At 62.7% G+C, this 14,366-nt stretch carries 10 protein-coding genes; 7 read left to right on the top strand and 3 right to left on the bottom strand.

Going from position 1 to position 14,366, the window contains the following annotated elements; all coding sequences use genetic code 11:
• Positions 1-56: 56 nt before the first annotated feature.
• The gene (uraH, locus tag phaeop14_RS02355; protein ID WP_096788649.1) at positions 57-428 is read left to right on the top strand and encodes a hydroxyisourate hydrolase; all 372 of its coding nucleotides are present in this window, start codon (positions 57-59) and stop codon (positions 426-428) included.
• A gap of 84 nt (positions 429-512) precedes the next feature.
• Here the strand turns inward: uraH and phaeop14_RS02350 are convergent, their stop codons facing one another.
• Positions 513-1,487, bottom strand: coding sequence for a LysR family transcriptional regulator (locus phaeop14_RS02350; protein ID WP_040172652.1), 975 nt, complete (start codon positions 1,485-1,487; stop codon positions 513-515).
• Between the two features lie 181 nt (positions 1,488-1,668).
• Between phaeop14_RS02350 and phaeop14_RS02345 the strand changes: the two genes are divergently transcribed.
• The 3 genes from phaeop14_RS02345 to phaeop14_RS02335 all read left to right on the top strand — a co-directional run bounded on the left by phaeop14_RS02345 (position 1,669) and on the right by phaeop14_RS02335 (position 8,666).
• Complete coding sequence (locus phaeop14_RS02345) at positions 1,669-2,901, top strand: urate hydroxylase PuuD (protein ID WP_096788648.1); 1,233 nt, start codon at positions 1,669-1,671, stop codon at positions 2,899-2,901.
• Between the two features lie 159 nt (positions 2,902-3,060).
• On the top strand, positions 3,061-5,004 hold the full coding sequence (locus phaeop14_RS02340) for an autotransporter assembly complex protein TamA (RefSeq protein WP_096788647.1): 1,944 nt from the start codon (positions 3,061-3,063) through the stop codon (positions 5,002-5,004).
• The gene (locus phaeop14_RS02335; RefSeq protein ID WP_096788646.1) at positions 5,001-8,666 is read left to right on the top strand and encodes a translocation/assembly module TamB domain-containing protein; all 3,666 of its coding nucleotides are present in this window, start codon (positions 5,001-5,003) and stop codon (positions 8,664-8,666) included. The genes phaeop14_RS02340 and phaeop14_RS02335 overlap by 4 nt, the downstream gene beginning before the upstream one ends.
• A gap of 26 nt (positions 8,667-8,692) precedes the next feature.
• On the opposite strand, the gene phaeop14_RS02330 is transcribed toward phaeop14_RS02335, so the two are convergent.
• Positions 8,693-9,643 (bottom strand): glucokinase, encoded by a 951-nt coding sequence (locus phaeop14_RS02330; protein ID WP_096788645.1) that lies wholly within the window; start codon positions 9,641-9,643, stop codon positions 8,693-8,695.
• 172 nt (positions 9,644-9,815) lie between these two features.
• Between phaeop14_RS02330 and phaeop14_RS02325 the strand changes: the two genes are divergently transcribed.
• Positions 9,816-10,925 (top strand): glycosyltransferase family 2 protein, encoded by a 1,110-nt coding sequence (locus phaeop14_RS02325; protein WP_096788644.1) that lies wholly within the window; start codon positions 9,816-9,818, stop codon positions 10,923-10,925.
• Positions 10,925-11,908, top strand: a complete 984-nt coding sequence (locus phaeop14_RS02320; RefSeq protein ID WP_096788643.1) for a glycosyltransferase family 2 protein — start codon at positions 10,925-10,927, stop codon at positions 11,906-11,908. Before phaeop14_RS02325 ends, phaeop14_RS02320 begins: the two co-directional genes overlap by 1 nt.
• Positions 11,909-11,927: 19 nt before the next feature.
• On the opposite strand, the gene phaeop14_RS02315 is transcribed toward phaeop14_RS02320, so the two are convergent.
• The gene (locus phaeop14_RS02315; protein WP_096788642.1) at positions 11,928-12,680 is read right to left on the bottom strand and encodes a WecB/TagA/CpsF family glycosyltransferase; all 753 of its coding nucleotides are present in this window, start codon (positions 12,678-12,680) and stop codon (positions 11,928-11,930) included.
• Between the two features lie 161 nt (positions 12,681-12,841).
• Between phaeop14_RS02315 and phaeop14_RS02310 the strand changes: the two genes are divergently transcribed.
• Positions 12,842-14,305 carry a membrane protein gene (locus phaeop14_RS02310; RefSeq protein ID WP_040172633.1) on the top strand — a complete coding sequence of 488 codons (1,464 nt, stop codon included), beginning with the start codon at positions 12,842-12,844 and terminating at the stop codon, positions 14,303-14,305.
• Positions 14,306-14,366 lie beyond the last annotated feature (61 nt).

The following is a 14,366-nucleotide window of genomic DNA, read 5'->3' as shown; positions in this document are numbered from 1 at the left end:
GTTTGCGGCCTCTGGCCCTATCGGGCAGAGGTAGCGCGACAGCAGGAGGATACAGAATGACCACACGGACCGAGCCCGGCTATCTCACCACACATGTGCTGGACACCGCCCGGGGCTGCCCGGCGGCGCGGCTGCCGATCCGGCTCTATCGGCTGGACGGGCGCGGACGCGCGGAGATAGCCAGCATGTCAACCAATGCTGACGGGCGTACCGACAGTCCGATCTTGCCAAAGGAAGATTTTGTGACCGGCAGCTATGAGCTGGTGTTTGAGGCCGGCGAGTATTTGCGGGCCAGCGGGCAGGCCTCAGGTGAGGTGCTGTTTCTGGATGAAGTTCCCATTCGTTTTGGCATCACGGATGACAGCGCGCATTACCACGTGCCTCTGCTGCTGTCGCCATTTGGATATTCCACATACCGCGGAAGCTGAACGCCGCCGCGCCCTTGCGCGGCCATGCCCAACGGCAGCGGCCCTCCGGCAGGAGGGTTGCAGCGGGCGGGAGGGGCTGTTGCCCTAGGCGGATGGCGTCTCCGCCTGATCAGCCCCGGAACCGTCATCCAGGTTGCGATCCGACTGAGCCCCATCGGCGCGCAGTGCCGCAGCCAGCCGCGCGGTCATATACTCCATGAACAGGCGCGTCTTGGGGTCCTGATGGCGGCGGTGCGTATAAAGACAGGCCAACTGCACCGGCACCGGCGGTGTTGCCTCGGCAACCGGAACCAACCGCCCAGCCGCCAGATGTTCGGCCACCTCGAACAGCGGTTTCAGCACCACGCCCTCCCCTGCCAGCGCCCAATCGGTCAACACATCGCCGTCGTCGCATTCATAGCGACCGCTCACCGCAAAGCGGCGCGGACCCTCGCTGGTCTGCAGCAGCCATTGAAACTCACTCGCCCCCGGATAGCGCAGGTTCAGACAGTCGTGGCCATCGCGCAACAAGGCTGTCCCATCGGCAGGCAGCCCCCGTCGCGCCACATAGGCAGGCGACGCGCACAGCACCCGTTGGCAGTCTGCAATCTTGCGGATACGCAGGTTGCTGTCCTCTGGCTGACCAAGGAAAAACGCCAGATCCAGCCCCTCGCTGGTCAGATCCACGGCCCGATCAGACAGGCGCAGGCGCAGGTTGATTTCGGGATATGTCGCCAGAAACTCCGGCGTCTGTGGCGCCAGCAGCCGTCGCCCAAGCCCCAGAGGCGCCGCCACAAACAGGGTGCCACGTGGCGTATCGGTCAGGTGCATCACCTTGGCCTCAGCCACATCCACCGCATCCAGCACCGCAACCGCCCCGTCATAAAACGCGCGCCCCTGCTCGGTTGCGGTCAGATTGCGGGTGGTGCGCTGAAACAGGCGCACGCCGAGATACTCCTCCAGCTGCGAGATCCGCGCTGAGGTCACAGCCGGCGACACCCTGAGGTCACGCCCTGCGGCTGACATCGACCCCAGTTCATAGACCCGGACAAAGGTGCGGATATTGTCGAGATAAGACATGACAGAGGCCTGCGATTGTTCCAGAATTTTTGATACAGTTTGGCAGTATATGGGAATACCGAAGAAACCCGGCTTTGCCTAGGGTGACTGAGCTGCGTTACGGGGCTGTCCCGCCGCGCAGGATGAGATGTAACCAAGCCTGCGGTCACGGACCCCAAGGGCGACAAAGGACCGGATTTGAATGTTTGAGCTGTTGATGATGTGGGATTGGCTGGGCTTTGCCATCCGTTGGCTGCATGTGATCACCGCCATCGCCTGGATCGGATCCTCGTTCTATTTCATCGCGCTCGATTTGGGGCTGCGCAAAGCGCCGGACCTGCCGGTGGGCGCCCATGGCGAGGAATGGCAGGTCCATGGCGGCGGCTTTTACCACATCCGCAAGTATCTGGTGGCCCCTGCCGAGATGCCCGATCACCTGACCTGGTTCAAATGGGAGAGCTATATGACATGGCTCTCGGGGTTTGCCCTGTTGATGGTGGTCTATTGGGTCGGTGGCGAGCTGTATCTGATTGATCAGTCCAAGGCAGATCTCGCGCTGTGGCAGGGGATCCTGATTTCGGCGGCGACGCTGTCTGTGGGCTGGCTGGTCTATGACCGGCTGTGCAAATCGGGCCTTGCTGAGCGTCCTACCCTGTTGATGGTGCTGCTGTTCCTGATGCTGGTGGCCATGGGCTGGGGGCTCAATCAGGTGTTCACAGGCCGTGCCATGATGCTGCATCTCGGCGCTTTCACCGCCACCATCATGACCGCAAATGTATTCTTCATCATCATGCCGAACCAGCGCATTGTGGTGAAGGATCTGCAGGAGGGCCGCGCGCCGGATGCCAAATATGGCAAGATTGCCAAGCTGCGCTCAACCCACAACAACTATCTGACGCTGCCGGTTGTTTTCCTGATGCTGTCGAACCACTACCCGCTGGCGTTTGCCAGTGAATACAACTGGCTGATTGCGGCGCTGGTGTTTTTGATGGGCGTGACCATCCGGCATTACTTCAACACGCGCCATGCTCGCGCCGGGAACCCCACCTGGACCTGGCTGGCGACAGCGCTGTTGTTCCTTGGCGTGATCATCCTCTCCTCACTCGGGCTTGAGCATGAGGGAGACGATGCGCGGGAAGAAGCGGCGCTGAGCGGCACCGCGCTGGCCATGGCCAACACCGAGGGCTTTGAGCAGGTGCATGAGATCGTGATGGGGCGGTGCAGCATGTGCCACGCGCGAGAGCCATTTTGGGACGGCATCCGCACCGCACCCAAGGGTGTACTGCTGGAAACCGAAGCGGATGTGGCGCGCCGTGCGGGCGAGATCTACCTACAGGCCGGGGTGACCCACGCGATGCCGCCGGCCAATATCACCTATATGGAACCAGAAGACCGCGCCGCAATCCGGGCCTGGTTCCGCGCAGCACAGATGTAAACTGCGCCTTGGCAGCGCCTGATCCGGATCGGTGATCCGGGCCATTGATCCTGCGCTCACATCCACAGGCCGGAACACATTGCCCGCTTTCAGAGAGTTGAACGGAAAATAACCGGGAACTCTTCATGCTCCATTGACGTTACACTCCGGGTTTGCCCTATGCTAAGTGTGATCCCGGTCCCCATGCTTGCCAACGGCACCAGTTATCCGGCGGTGGCTCAGGGCCGATTTTGTCTGTTCGGAGCCTTTATGTTCTACTGCCGCGCCCTCCTCCGCTCCGTTCTTGATATACCCCGCCGTGGCCATTTGGGCCGGTTTGGTCGCGGCGTGATCTGCGCTGCGAGCCTGAGCCTTGGCAGCGCTGCGGCACTGTCGGCAGCGGAGACGCGGCTGGTGGCCCCCGGATCAGACGGTGATTTGCGTGATCTTTTGCAGGATGCCTCCGCGACGCTGGCCACCAGCGCCCGGGGAGAGACCGGCGTTCAACCCTTGATGGCCGCAGCGCTGTCGGATTACCGGACGCTGGTTCAGGTGCTTTACGATCAGGGGTACTTCTCGCCGGTGGTGCAGATCCGCGTCGACGGACGCGAGGCGGCAAGGATCCAGCCGCTGAACCTGCCGCGCGAGATCAAATCCATTGAGATCACAGTGAAAGCAGGGCAGAAATTTACCTTCGGCACCGCCGAGATCACCCCCCTGCCGCAAAAACGCACTGTCGATATTCCCAAAGATTTTGCCACCGGGCGCACCGCAACCACTGCAGTGCTGCGCGATGCGGCCAACGCAGGGGTTGAGAACTGGCGCTACGCCGGGCACCCGCAGGCAGAGATCGGCGGCCAATCAATCACCGCCAACCATGTTGCGGCGCGGCTTGACGCCCGTTTGCGACTGGCGCCGGGACCGCAACTGCGCTTTGGCCGCTTGCAACTGGCCAACCCCTCCGCCGTGCAGGCTGAAGCGATCCAGCGGATCGCTGGCTTCCCGACCGGTGAGGTGTTTCACCCCAATCTTCTGTCCAGATCCGCTACCCGGCTGCGCCGCACGGGCGCGTTTTCCGCTGTCACCATTCGCCCTGCTGAACGCGCCAATCCTGACGGCACCCTCGACTACGTCGCCCGGATCGAAGATCAACCGCCTCGGCGCTTCACCTTCGGCGCGGAGCTGAGTTCCTCCGACGGGCTGGAGGTGAGCGGCTCCTGGATGCACCGCAATCTCTTTGGTGGCGCAGAGCGGCTGAGGTTTGAAGCCCGGCTGTCCGGGATTGGCAGCGCCAATGACCTCGACGGGCGTGTCGCGGTGCGCCTGGATCGGCCTGCCGCCTTTGGTCCCGATGACAGCCAGTTCTACCTGCTTGAGGCGGAGAAGCTGGACGAAGAGCATTACACCGCCACGCGTGGGCTGGGCGCCGTGGGGGTCCGGCGGGTCTATTCCGATCAACTCTTTGCCGAGGCGGCCCTGGGGTTTGAGAGCGTCCTGGCCGAAGATGTCTTTGGCAAGCGCCGGTTCAAATATCTGGTCGGGCAGTTACGAGCAGAATATGACGGGCGCGACAGCAGCCTGAGCGCCACCAGCGGCTATTATCTTGATGCCCGCGCCGTCCCCTTCATCGGGATTGATGGCAGCAAGTCCGGCCTGCAGCTGAAATTCGACGCCCGCGCCTACAAGGGGTTTGGCAGTGATGACCGTATCGTGCTGGCGGGACGGCTGCAGATGGGATCGGTGATCGGCCCGTCGCTCTCCGAGGTGTCGCCCACCCTGCTATTTTACTCAGGCGGTGCGGGCTCCGTGCGCGGGCAGGAGTTCCAATCACTGGGTGTGCCTGCGGGGGGCGGCACCTCAGGCGGGCGCGGGTATCTGGCCCTGTCAGGCGAAATACGGGGCCGTATCGGTGAGAAATTCACTCTTGTGGGGTTCTATGACGTCGGCTTGGTGGACGCGGATAGTTTTGTCTCCTCGGACTCGGCCCGCCATGCCGGGGCCGGTGTTGGCTTGCGCTACGACGTGGCCGGGATTGGCGCCATTCGTCTGGACCTTGCCTATCCGGTGGACGGTGGCAGCGACGACGGTTTGCAATTCTATATCGGCATAGGACAGGCATTTTGAAACATCTCCTCGCAGCCCTTCGCCCTGCCGTCCTGCTGTCGCCACTGCTGTTTGCGACCACGCTGACCCTCGCCCCGACGCCGCCCCTGGCGCAGGAGCGTGAAGACTCCGGCGGCTTGCTGGTCGATTTTCTGGAAGACACGCTCTCTGGTGAGAGCCGCGCCATCCGCGTTACCGGACTGGAGGGGGCGCTGTCCTCACAGGCCACGCTCGAAAAGCTGACGGTGGCTGATAGTGAAGGCATCTGGCTGACCATCGAAGGCGCTGAGCTGGATTGGAACCGGCTGGGCCTGCTGCGCGGTGATTTCTCCGTCAATACGCTGAAGGCGGATCGCATCCATGTTGCGCGCGCCCCGGCGGCACCGCTGGAAGACCCCGATCTGCCAACCCCCGAAGCGGCGCCATTCCAACTGCCCGAGCTGCCGGTGTCGATCAATATCGGCGAAATCAAGGTGGGGCGTCTCACCCTTGGGCAGGATCTGATCGGGGTGGCAGCTGTGCTGAGCCTTGATGGATCCATGAGCCTGGCCGATGGCACGCTCGACAGCGCCTTGCAGATTGCCCGCCTTGATCGTGACAGCGACCGGCTCGACCTCAAGGCGGGGTTTGCCAATGAGACCGGCACCATCACCGTTGATATGATCCTGGAGGAGGACGATGGCGGGCTGGTCTCCACCGCATTGGCCCTGCCCGGCGGCCCCGACATCCGTCTTGCCCTGCAAGGCAGCGGCCCGGTTGAGGATTTCAGCGCCGATCTGACGCTGGACACCGATGGGACACGCCGCATCGGCGGCACAGTGGTGCTTGCGGCGGCGGGCGATGCCCCTGCGGACCCAACCCAAGGCAGCCGCCCGATCGGATTTCGCGCCGACCTGAGCGGCGATATCACAGAACTGGTTGATCCGGTTTATCAACCCTTTTTCGGCCCCGATATGCGGGCCCGGCTGCGCGGTCAGACCCGTGCCATGGGCGGTGTCATGATCGATGATCTGGCCCTCACGACGCAGGCACTGGACATCTCAGGCTTTGTAGAGGTTGCCGCCGGCGGGGCGTTGGAAAGCGCCGATTTGCGCGCCGATGTGACCCCACCGCCCGGACAGGAAGCCGTAGTATTGCCGGTGGCGGGCGGCTCCACCACCGTCACGGACCTGTCCCTGCGCGCGGAAAAACCGGCGGGGCGCGATTGGACCGTGGCCGCACAAATGGAACGGCTCAACAATCCGAGCCTACGTCTTGCCCGCGCTGAACTGGAGATGACCGGCACTCTGGATCAAAGTCAGGGCCTGTCACTGGATGGGCAGATCGCAGCTGCCCTGACCGGACTGGTGCCCACAGATCCCGCGCTGGCTGAGGCTCTTGGCAGCGCGCTGACCTTTGACGGGCGGGTGACCACGGATGGCCCGGGGGCGCTGCGCATCACCGATATGCTGCTTTTGGGCACAGACTATGGTGCCACCGGCGCGGTGACCCTCGACGGGCTGGAAAGCGGGCTGCGGATTGCGGCCGATATCGAAGCCAACGCTCAGAACCTCGCCCGGTTCTCAGACCTCGCTGGGCAATCGCTGAACGGGCGGATGACAGCCAAAGCTGTTGGCTCTGCCACCCCGCTGTCAGGCGCGTTTGACATTGATCTGTCGGTGCTGGGGCAGGATCTCTCCGCCGGGCTGAAACCGGTTGACGACCTGATCGGCGGCACCACCACAATCGCCCTGAAGGCTGCGCGCGATGAGGCTGGGCTGCGGATTGATCGGTTTGATCTAGACGCAAAGGCGCTGACCGCACAAGCCAACGGGCAATTGGGCAGTACTTCTGGCCAGCTCTCCCTGGGGGCAACGTTGAAACAGCTGGAGAAACTCCTGCCACAGGCCCCCGGCCCCTTAGCGTTCAGCGCCGAGATTACCCGTGACAACAAGACATTTTCTGGCGTTGCAGAGCTGCGGGGGCCCAAATCCTCCCGGGCAGAACTAACCGGTCAGATGACGACCAACGGCGATGGCGATCTTCAGTTCGATGCGGCAATCAATGCGCTGGAACGCTTTGTGCCCACCCTTGCAGGCACCCTCAGCGCCAAGGGCACCGCCAGCCGTCGCGCCGGGGTCTGGACATTTGACGGCGCCGCTGAGGGGCCGGCGGGTTTATCTGCGGATCTTGATGGCACGGTCTCCGAGAACAAGGGCGACGCCGATATCACATTTGACGCGCTGGTGGCCGAAGTGCAGCGGTTTGTGCCCGGACTGCCGGGACGGTTGACCGCCGAGGGCACCGCGCGCCGCCGAGACGGGGTCTGGCAGATCAATAGCCGCGCCATTGGCCCTGCAGGTGTCACCAGCACCGTCGCAGGCAGCTGGGACGAGGTGCAAGGTCGCGCTGATATCGATGCCAAGGGGCAGTTGCGCTTGGAAGGGTTGAACCCGTTCATTTCCCCCAATCTGATCCGTGGCCCGGCACAATTTGATCTGTCGCTGAAGGGCGAGCCATCGCTGGCAAATCTGAGAGGTCAGATCCGCACCAGCGGTACCTCACTGGCCATTCCAGCCGCGGCGCAGCGGATCGATGCCATCAACGCAACAGTCTCTATCGCGCGGTCCAGAGCCAATATTCAGCTGACAGCTGCGCCCCGTGATGGTGGCCAGCTGCGTGTTAGCGGACCGGTCGGATTGATCGCGCCCTTTGATGCGCAGTTGCAGATCGCCCTGGCCAATATCGGGCTGAGCGATCAACTCTCCTATGAAACCGAGCTGTCCGGTGCGCTGACGCTCTCCGGTGGTCTGATCGGCACCAACCGCCTGTCCGGGCGGATCGATGTGGGCGAGACCAATATCAACCTGGCCACCGCTGGCGGGTCTGTGACCGCCGCCCCAATCCCCGACATACGGCATCAGGGCGAACCCGCCGAGGTGCGCCGCACCCGTGCCCGGGCCGGTCTGATCGACAGCGGCAGTGGTGGCAGCGGCGGGTCCGGCCGCACTTTGCTGGATGTGCTAATCAGCGCGCCAAATCGCATCAATGCCCGTGGGCGCGGTGTGCGCGCCGAACTGGGTGGCCAGATCCAGCTGCGTGGCAGCACCGCCAATCTGGCGCCCGCTGGCCAGATCAGCCTGATCCGGGGCACCTTCGATATTCTGGGACGGCGGTTGGCGCTGGATGAGGGGCAAATCACTCTGCAGGGCGATTTGCGCCCCTATCTGCTGCTGCGCTCCTCCGCCGCGACCTCCGAGGGCATCGCAACGCTGGAACTTTCCGGCCTGATTGACAGCCCCTCGATCAAGGTGACCTCTGACCCGGAACGTCCCAGCGAGGAGGCGTTGGCGCTGTTGCTGTTCGGGGATAATATTCAGGATCTGTCCCCCTTGGCCTTGGCCCGTCTGGCCGGATCGGTCGCCACTCTCAGCGGACGAGGTGGCAGCAACCGCGCCGAGGGCAAGCTGCGGGACGAGACCGGGGCCAGCAATGTGGAACTCGGGCTCGACAACCTTGGCGCGGGACTTCTAGATATCGGCGGCTACGTGTCCGAGAACGTCTACACCGATTTCAACGTTAACACCCGTGGCGACAGCGAGCTGAGCATCAACCTGGATGTCAGCAAAAGCCTGACCGTCACAGGCAAGGTTGATGGCGAGGGCGAAACCGGCGTTGGTCTGTTCTTCAAGCGCGATTACTGACGCGCGCCCTCACCCGCTGAGGTGCGTCAGCTGCCGCGACCGGCTCTTTCAATCGCGAAACGTGCTGCACCGCTAACCCCGGCGGCATCATCGGTGATCAACCAGAGCGGCGTGGTTTCACAGCGGCTCTGCACGCCGGTGGCAGGTTGCAGGAAACTGTTGAGGAACACCTCACAGGCAGGGGTGCCAAGAATGCCGCGCGCCACGCTGCCCGCAAAGAAGATCCCCTGCCCCGGCATATAAGTCGGCACCAGCTCGCGGGCAAAATCCCCCAAGAGCCGCGCCCAACTGGTGACTGTTTTGGCCGCCGGGCCGTCACCATCGGCGAGATAATCCGCAACGATCTGCGCGCCACCTTCAGCGGCAACACCGTGCAAGGCCTGATGATACCGCACCAGACCCCGCCCCGAGAACAGGTCTTCGTTGGTGGCAAATTCACCTGCCCGAGCGCCGAGCAGATCCGTCAGCCCACGGGCAACGGGGGCCGACAGGCTGGTGTGGCCCATCTCCGCCTCTGCAGTGTGGCCATCCACGGAAAGCGACACGTTGAAGCCGGTGCCGATGCCCGCCACCAGCGCCTGTGTGCCCCGCTGATGCCCCGCCCGCAGCGACGACAGCTGGCCCGGGATCAGTGCAGGCAGCGAATGGCCAAGCGCGGCCAGATCGTTGATCACATCCACCCGCGCGCCCGCACCCAGCTGCAACTGCTGCGCAAGATCCGCGGCGGTACCCTGCCAGTTGCGGTTGGTCAGCTGATATTCATTGCCGTAAACCGGCCCTGCCACGGCAATACAAGCGCCAGCCAGCGGTGGCAGATCCGGCTGGGCACAATAGGCCGCCAGAACATCATCCAGACTGGAAAAGCTGTCATTGGCAAAGCTTTGCAGGGCAGTGACCCCGATTTCAGGCCCGGCAAGGGCCAGCCGGGTATTGCTGCCGCCCACGTCGCCAACCAGCACTGTCATATCCGAGCCCATGTGCTCTGCCTTTCTGAATGTCCGAATTTTGCGAGACACTGCCGTATTCAGAGCCGAAATGCAATTCTGCGACAGTCATAATTTTAGCGCTAACATTGCAAGCGCCTCCCCGCAATGTGCTTGCCACAGATGGTTGTTTTGCACAGTTTGGAGTTGTCAGACAGGAGCTCCGATGACCGGCACGACAGATCCCTCCCGCACAGCGGCCCCGGTCCCGTCCGGCCCCATGACTGGCCGGATGCTGTCGCGCCTTCTGGGTTGGTTCGACAGCAAGATCGGCCTGCCGTTTGACCGGTTGCGCTTTCGCATCTCACTCCGGCATCTGTCGGGACCCCGGAAAATTGACCTGCCGCGTGAGGCTGTGACCGTGGTCGCGCTGGTCCGAGATGGCGCCTATTACCTTGATGTGTTCCTGGCCCACTACCGCGCGCTTGGGGTGTCGCATTTTGTCTTCTGCGACACCGGATCAACCGATGACACGCTGGCGCAACTGGCGCAGGAGTCAGATGTGACCGTGTTGCAATGCCGCCTCCCCTGGGGGCGGTTCGAGAATATCTTTCGCGGCTATGCAGCGCGCAGATTCTCTGCGGATCGCTGGTGCCTTTTTGCCGATATGGACGAAATCCTTGACTTCGAGGGACAGGCCCAGCTCGGTCTGAGCGGGCTTCTGCGCTATCTCAACCGGCATGGGTACAGCGCGATGATGGCCCAGATGCTGGAGATGTTCCCGCAGGCACCGCTGCGGTCGGTGGCGCAGCAATCCTACCCTGAGGTACAGCGATGTTTTTGCCATTACGATATCAGCGCCGTCCGCGCGCTGCCCTATCACGATCCGGCCAGTGGGCTGGGTTTTTTCCTGTCCCGGAACCAGATCCCCGATGCGCCCCCGCCCAAGATGCAGTTTGGCGGCATACGCGGTGCTGTCTTCGGGGAGCGCTGCTGCCTGAGCAAACACCCGCTGGTGTTTATCGGCACGGACGTCGACCCGGCGGTGCATCCGCATGTGTCGGCCGGCGTCCGCGTGGCCGACACAATGGCAGTGCTGAAACATTATAAATTTGCCAATGATCCGATGGCGCGGGATCAGGCCTCGCTCGCGGCGGACGCCATCCCCCATGGCGAGGATGCGCTGCGGGTTGCGGGCTTTGCCAAGAGGCCTGATCTGACATTGTGGTCGCAAACTGCGCAGAAATACGATGGCCCCGAAACCGGACCTGCAGCGCTGCGCAAGGCCGGGTTTTTGCAGGTTTCGGCGCGCTATCTGGCGGAGATCGCAGACTGATGCCCGATTTGTCCTCTCCCGCGCCCCCGGCTCCCACGTCCCCCATCGTTGACGCGGTGGTGATTGGCCGCAACGAGGGCGCACGGCTGGTTGCGTGCCTGAACAGCCTGCAAGGGCAGGTCCGCCAGGTGATTTATGTCGACAGCGGATCAACTGATGGATCGGTTGCCGCCGCCGAGGCGATGGGGATCAAGGTGATCAGCCTCGACATGAGCCAACGGTTTACAGCTGCCCGCGCCCGCAACGCAGGTCTGGCCCATCTGGATGGCGACTGTGACTACGTGCAACTGGTGGACGGCGACTGCGAGGTGGTACCCGGGTGGATCGTCGCCGCAACCGCACGGCTGGAGGCTGACCCGCAGCTGGCGGTCGTATGTGGGCGACGGCGGGAACGCCAGCCCGAGGCCTCAATCTACAATCAACTGTGCGACGATGAGTGGAACACGCCTATCGGCCCGGCCAAGGCCTGTGGCGGGGATGCGCTGATGCGGCTGCGCGCCCTGCAGGAGGTCGGCGGCTATCGCAACGATCTGATTGCGGGTGAGGAACCGGAGCTGTGTCTGCGTCTGGCGCGGGTCGGCTGGAGCATCTGGCGGCTGGATGCGGAGATGACGTTGCATGACGCGCAGATGCACCGATTTTCGCAATGGTGGCAACGCAGCCGTCGTGCTGGTTTTGCCTTTGCCGAAGGTGCCGCGCTGCATGGCGCGGGTCCCGAACGCCATTGGGTTGCTGAAACACGGCGTGCGTTGCTGTGGGGGGCCGGGATCCCGCTGCTGATCCTGATACTCCTGCCGTTTTCAGGCTGGGCGCTGCTGCTTCTGCTGATCTATCCCGCGCAGGGTCTGCGCCTCTCGCGCAGGATGGGCCGCACCCGTGCCCTCTATTCCGTGCTTGGCAAATTTGCCGAAGCACAGGGCGCGCTGGAATATCATTGGCTGCGGCTGCGCGGACGCAATCGCGGGCTGCTGGAATATAAGTAACCTCTGAACGCCGACCTGATCAGGGGTGGCGCAGCCGCAACGCATGCAGCAGCTGGCCCGGAAGGATCGCCATGCAGCGCAAATACCGCGGCCCCAGACGGCGCGGGCTGCTTAGGGCGCGCCACAACCACTCCAGTGCCAGTGCGCGCACCCAGGCGGGCGCGCGTTTTTGGTGCCCACCGAGGAAATCCAATCCCGCCCCAATCGAGGCAAAGCCGACCTCCGGCGCCAGGGCGCGGCCACGGGCAGCCATGATTTCCTGCTTCGGCGCGCCAAGGGCCAAAAAACACAAACCAATCTGTTTGCGCGCCAGTTCAGACAGAATTTTCTCCGCCTCCGCGCTGCTGGGATCAAACACACCCGAGGGCGCGTGACACCACGCCACCTCAAGCCCGGGCACCTCAGCCTGCAAGGCGCGCGAAGCATCCTGAAGTGCCACGTCGGTGCTGCCCAGCAAGGCGATTGGCACCCCGGCGCGGGCCGCCCAGCGACACAGGGGCACCACCATGTCAGAGCCGGGCATCAATGCCACAGGCCGCTGTGCCAGCTGCGACAACCAGACAATGGGGCGGCCATCCGCAACCACGAAATCCTGCGCGGCATAGGCTTTCAGAAACGCAGGCGAGCTGCGCATTTTCACCAGATGATCGAGGTTGACCGTCGCCAATGCAAAGCCGCGGCGGGTTTGGAAATGCCCCATCACCGCCTGTTCGAGCCGCGCCGGATCGGCAATATTCACATCGATCCGCGTGTCCTTTATGTCAAAATACACCTGCTTCCCCCCAATGCATAAGAACCAGCCTCCTCCTCGATCACATGGCCCCGCCTTTGTTTCAAGAGTTTACCTCAGAATACGAATGCGGGCGACAGCACAGACATCTGGGGCTAAAGTTATGATCAAGGGGGCAAATAGGAGCGTAGGGTCCGCACGCAATGCCAAATGCACTGGCCTATCTGATGCTGATCGCCTGGCCGGTGATCGCTCATAAGATGTTTCAGCGCCTGTCGTTGCAGCAGGCGATTTTGTGGTGCGTGATTGGCGGCTATCTGTTCCTGCCGCCCCTTGCCGTGTTCGACCTGCCATTGGTGCCAGATATGGACAAGGATTCCATTCCGGCTGTCGTTGCCTTTGTGATCTGCGCCTATATCTTGCGCAAACGGGTTGAGATCTGGCCACGCCATCCGGTGATGCGTGCGCTTGTGGCGATTTTTCTGGGATCGGTGATTGCCACCGTGCTGACCAATGGCGACCCGATTGTGTTCCGGGTGATTGAAAACGCCGAGCCCATCGTCTTTCCGACCTACGCCCTGCCCGGCCTGCGCTGGCGCGATCTCGGCTCGGTGATGATCAACCAGATGATTGTGCTGCTGCCGTTCTTTCTGGCGCGGCGCTATCTGTCGCATCCAGACCAGCAACGCCAATTGGTGATCGTGCTGATGGTGGCAGGGCTGGTCTACTCCATCCCCTCGTTGTTTGAGATCCGCTTCAGCCCGCAGCTGAACACCTGGATCTATGGTTTTTTCCAGCATGACTTCAGCCAGACGATGCGCCAGGGCGGGTTCCGCCCCATCGTGTTCCTGCCGCACAGTCTGTGGCTGGCGTTGTTCATGCTGATGTCGGTTCTGGCCGCCACAGCACTGGCCCGCAGCGCAAAGGATCCGGACAAGCGCCGATACACCCTTGCAGCGGTCTATCTCTTTGGGGTGCTGGTGCTTTGCAAGAGCATTGCATCGCTGGTCTATGGTCTTGTCTTCACCCCCTTTGTCGCCATGGCGTCTTACCGGATGCAAATGCGGCTTGCCCTGGCACTGGGCGTGGTGGCGATTGTCTACCCGATGCTGCGCAATCTCGGGCTGGTGCCAGTGGAGGCGATTCTGGCTCAGGCGCAGGCCTTCAGCCCCGAACGCGCGCAATCCTTGGGTTTTCGGTTCACCAATGAAGCGCTGATGCTGGATCGCGCAGCTGACAAACCCTGGTTCGGCTGGGGTGGCTGGGGGCGCAATCTGGTGCGAAATCTGGAGACAGGCGAGATCGAGTCGATCCCTGATGGCCGCTGGATTCTGGTTTTTGGCACCTTCGGCTGGGTCGGCTATATCGCTGAGATGGGATTATTGGCAGGGCCGTTGGTTCTGCTGTGGCAACAGATGCGTCGCCATGCGGCGTCTACGCTGTCGCCTTTTGCAGCCCCTCTGGCCCTGATGCTGGCCGCAACATTGGTGGACATGTTGCTGAACGCAACACTGACACCGGTGACATGGCTATGTGCCGGGTCTGTTCTGGGCTATGCTGAGCGGCTGCGATATCCAGGTCTCTTTACGCCCAAACGGCAGCTGTTCGATGGCTATCAGGCGCTGGCAACAGCGCCACCAGCGCGCAAACGGCGCAGTGTTCTGTAGTGCCGCATTCTCTTCGCAATTTTGGCGGGATTGGACACAATCCGTCCCTAACGATACCGTA

Origin of the sequence: Phaeobacter piscinae, from assembly GCF_002407245.1 — a bacterium.
Lineage (GTDB): Bacteria > Pseudomonadota > Alphaproteobacteria > Rhodobacterales > Rhodobacteraceae > Phaeobacter > Phaeobacter piscinae.
The sequence above is the reverse complement of the archived record's forward strand: the minus strand, read 5'-3'. Positions and strand labels throughout refer to the sequence as shown.

What these genes read in the sequence shown, in the direction of transcription:
- uraH (WP_096788649.1), top strand. Translation starts at nt 57, where the DNA reads ATGACCACACGGACCGAGCCCGGCTATCTCACCACACATGTGCTGGAC.
- phaeop14_RS02350 (WP_040172652.1), bottom strand. Translation starts at nt 1,487, where the DNA reads ATGTCTTATCTCGACAATATCCGCACCTTTGTCCGGGTCTATGAACTG.
- phaeop14_RS02345 (WP_096788648.1), top strand. Translation starts at nt 1,669, where the DNA reads ATGTTTGAGCTGTTGATGATGTGGGATTGGCTGGGCTTTGCCATCCGT.
- phaeop14_RS02340 (WP_096788647.1), top strand. Translation starts at nt 3,061, where the DNA reads ATGCTAAGTGTGATCCCGGTCCCCATGCTTGCCAACGGCACCAGTTAT.
- phaeop14_RS02330 (WP_096788645.1), bottom strand. Translation starts at nt 9,643, where the DNA reads ATGGGCTCGGATATGACAGTGCTGGTTGGCGACGTGGGCGGCAGCAAT.
- phaeop14_RS02325 (WP_096788644.1), top strand. Translation starts at nt 9,816, where the DNA reads ATGACCGGCACGACAGATCCCTCCCGCACAGCGGCCCCGGTCCCGTCC.
- phaeop14_RS02320 (WP_096788643.1), top strand. Translation starts at nt 10,925, where the DNA reads ATGCCCGATTTGTCCTCTCCCGCGCCCCCGGCTCCCACGTCCCCCATC.
- phaeop14_RS02310 (WP_040172633.1), top strand. Translation starts at nt 12,842, where the DNA reads ATGCCAAATGCACTGGCCTATCTGATGCTGATCGCCTGGCCGGTGATC.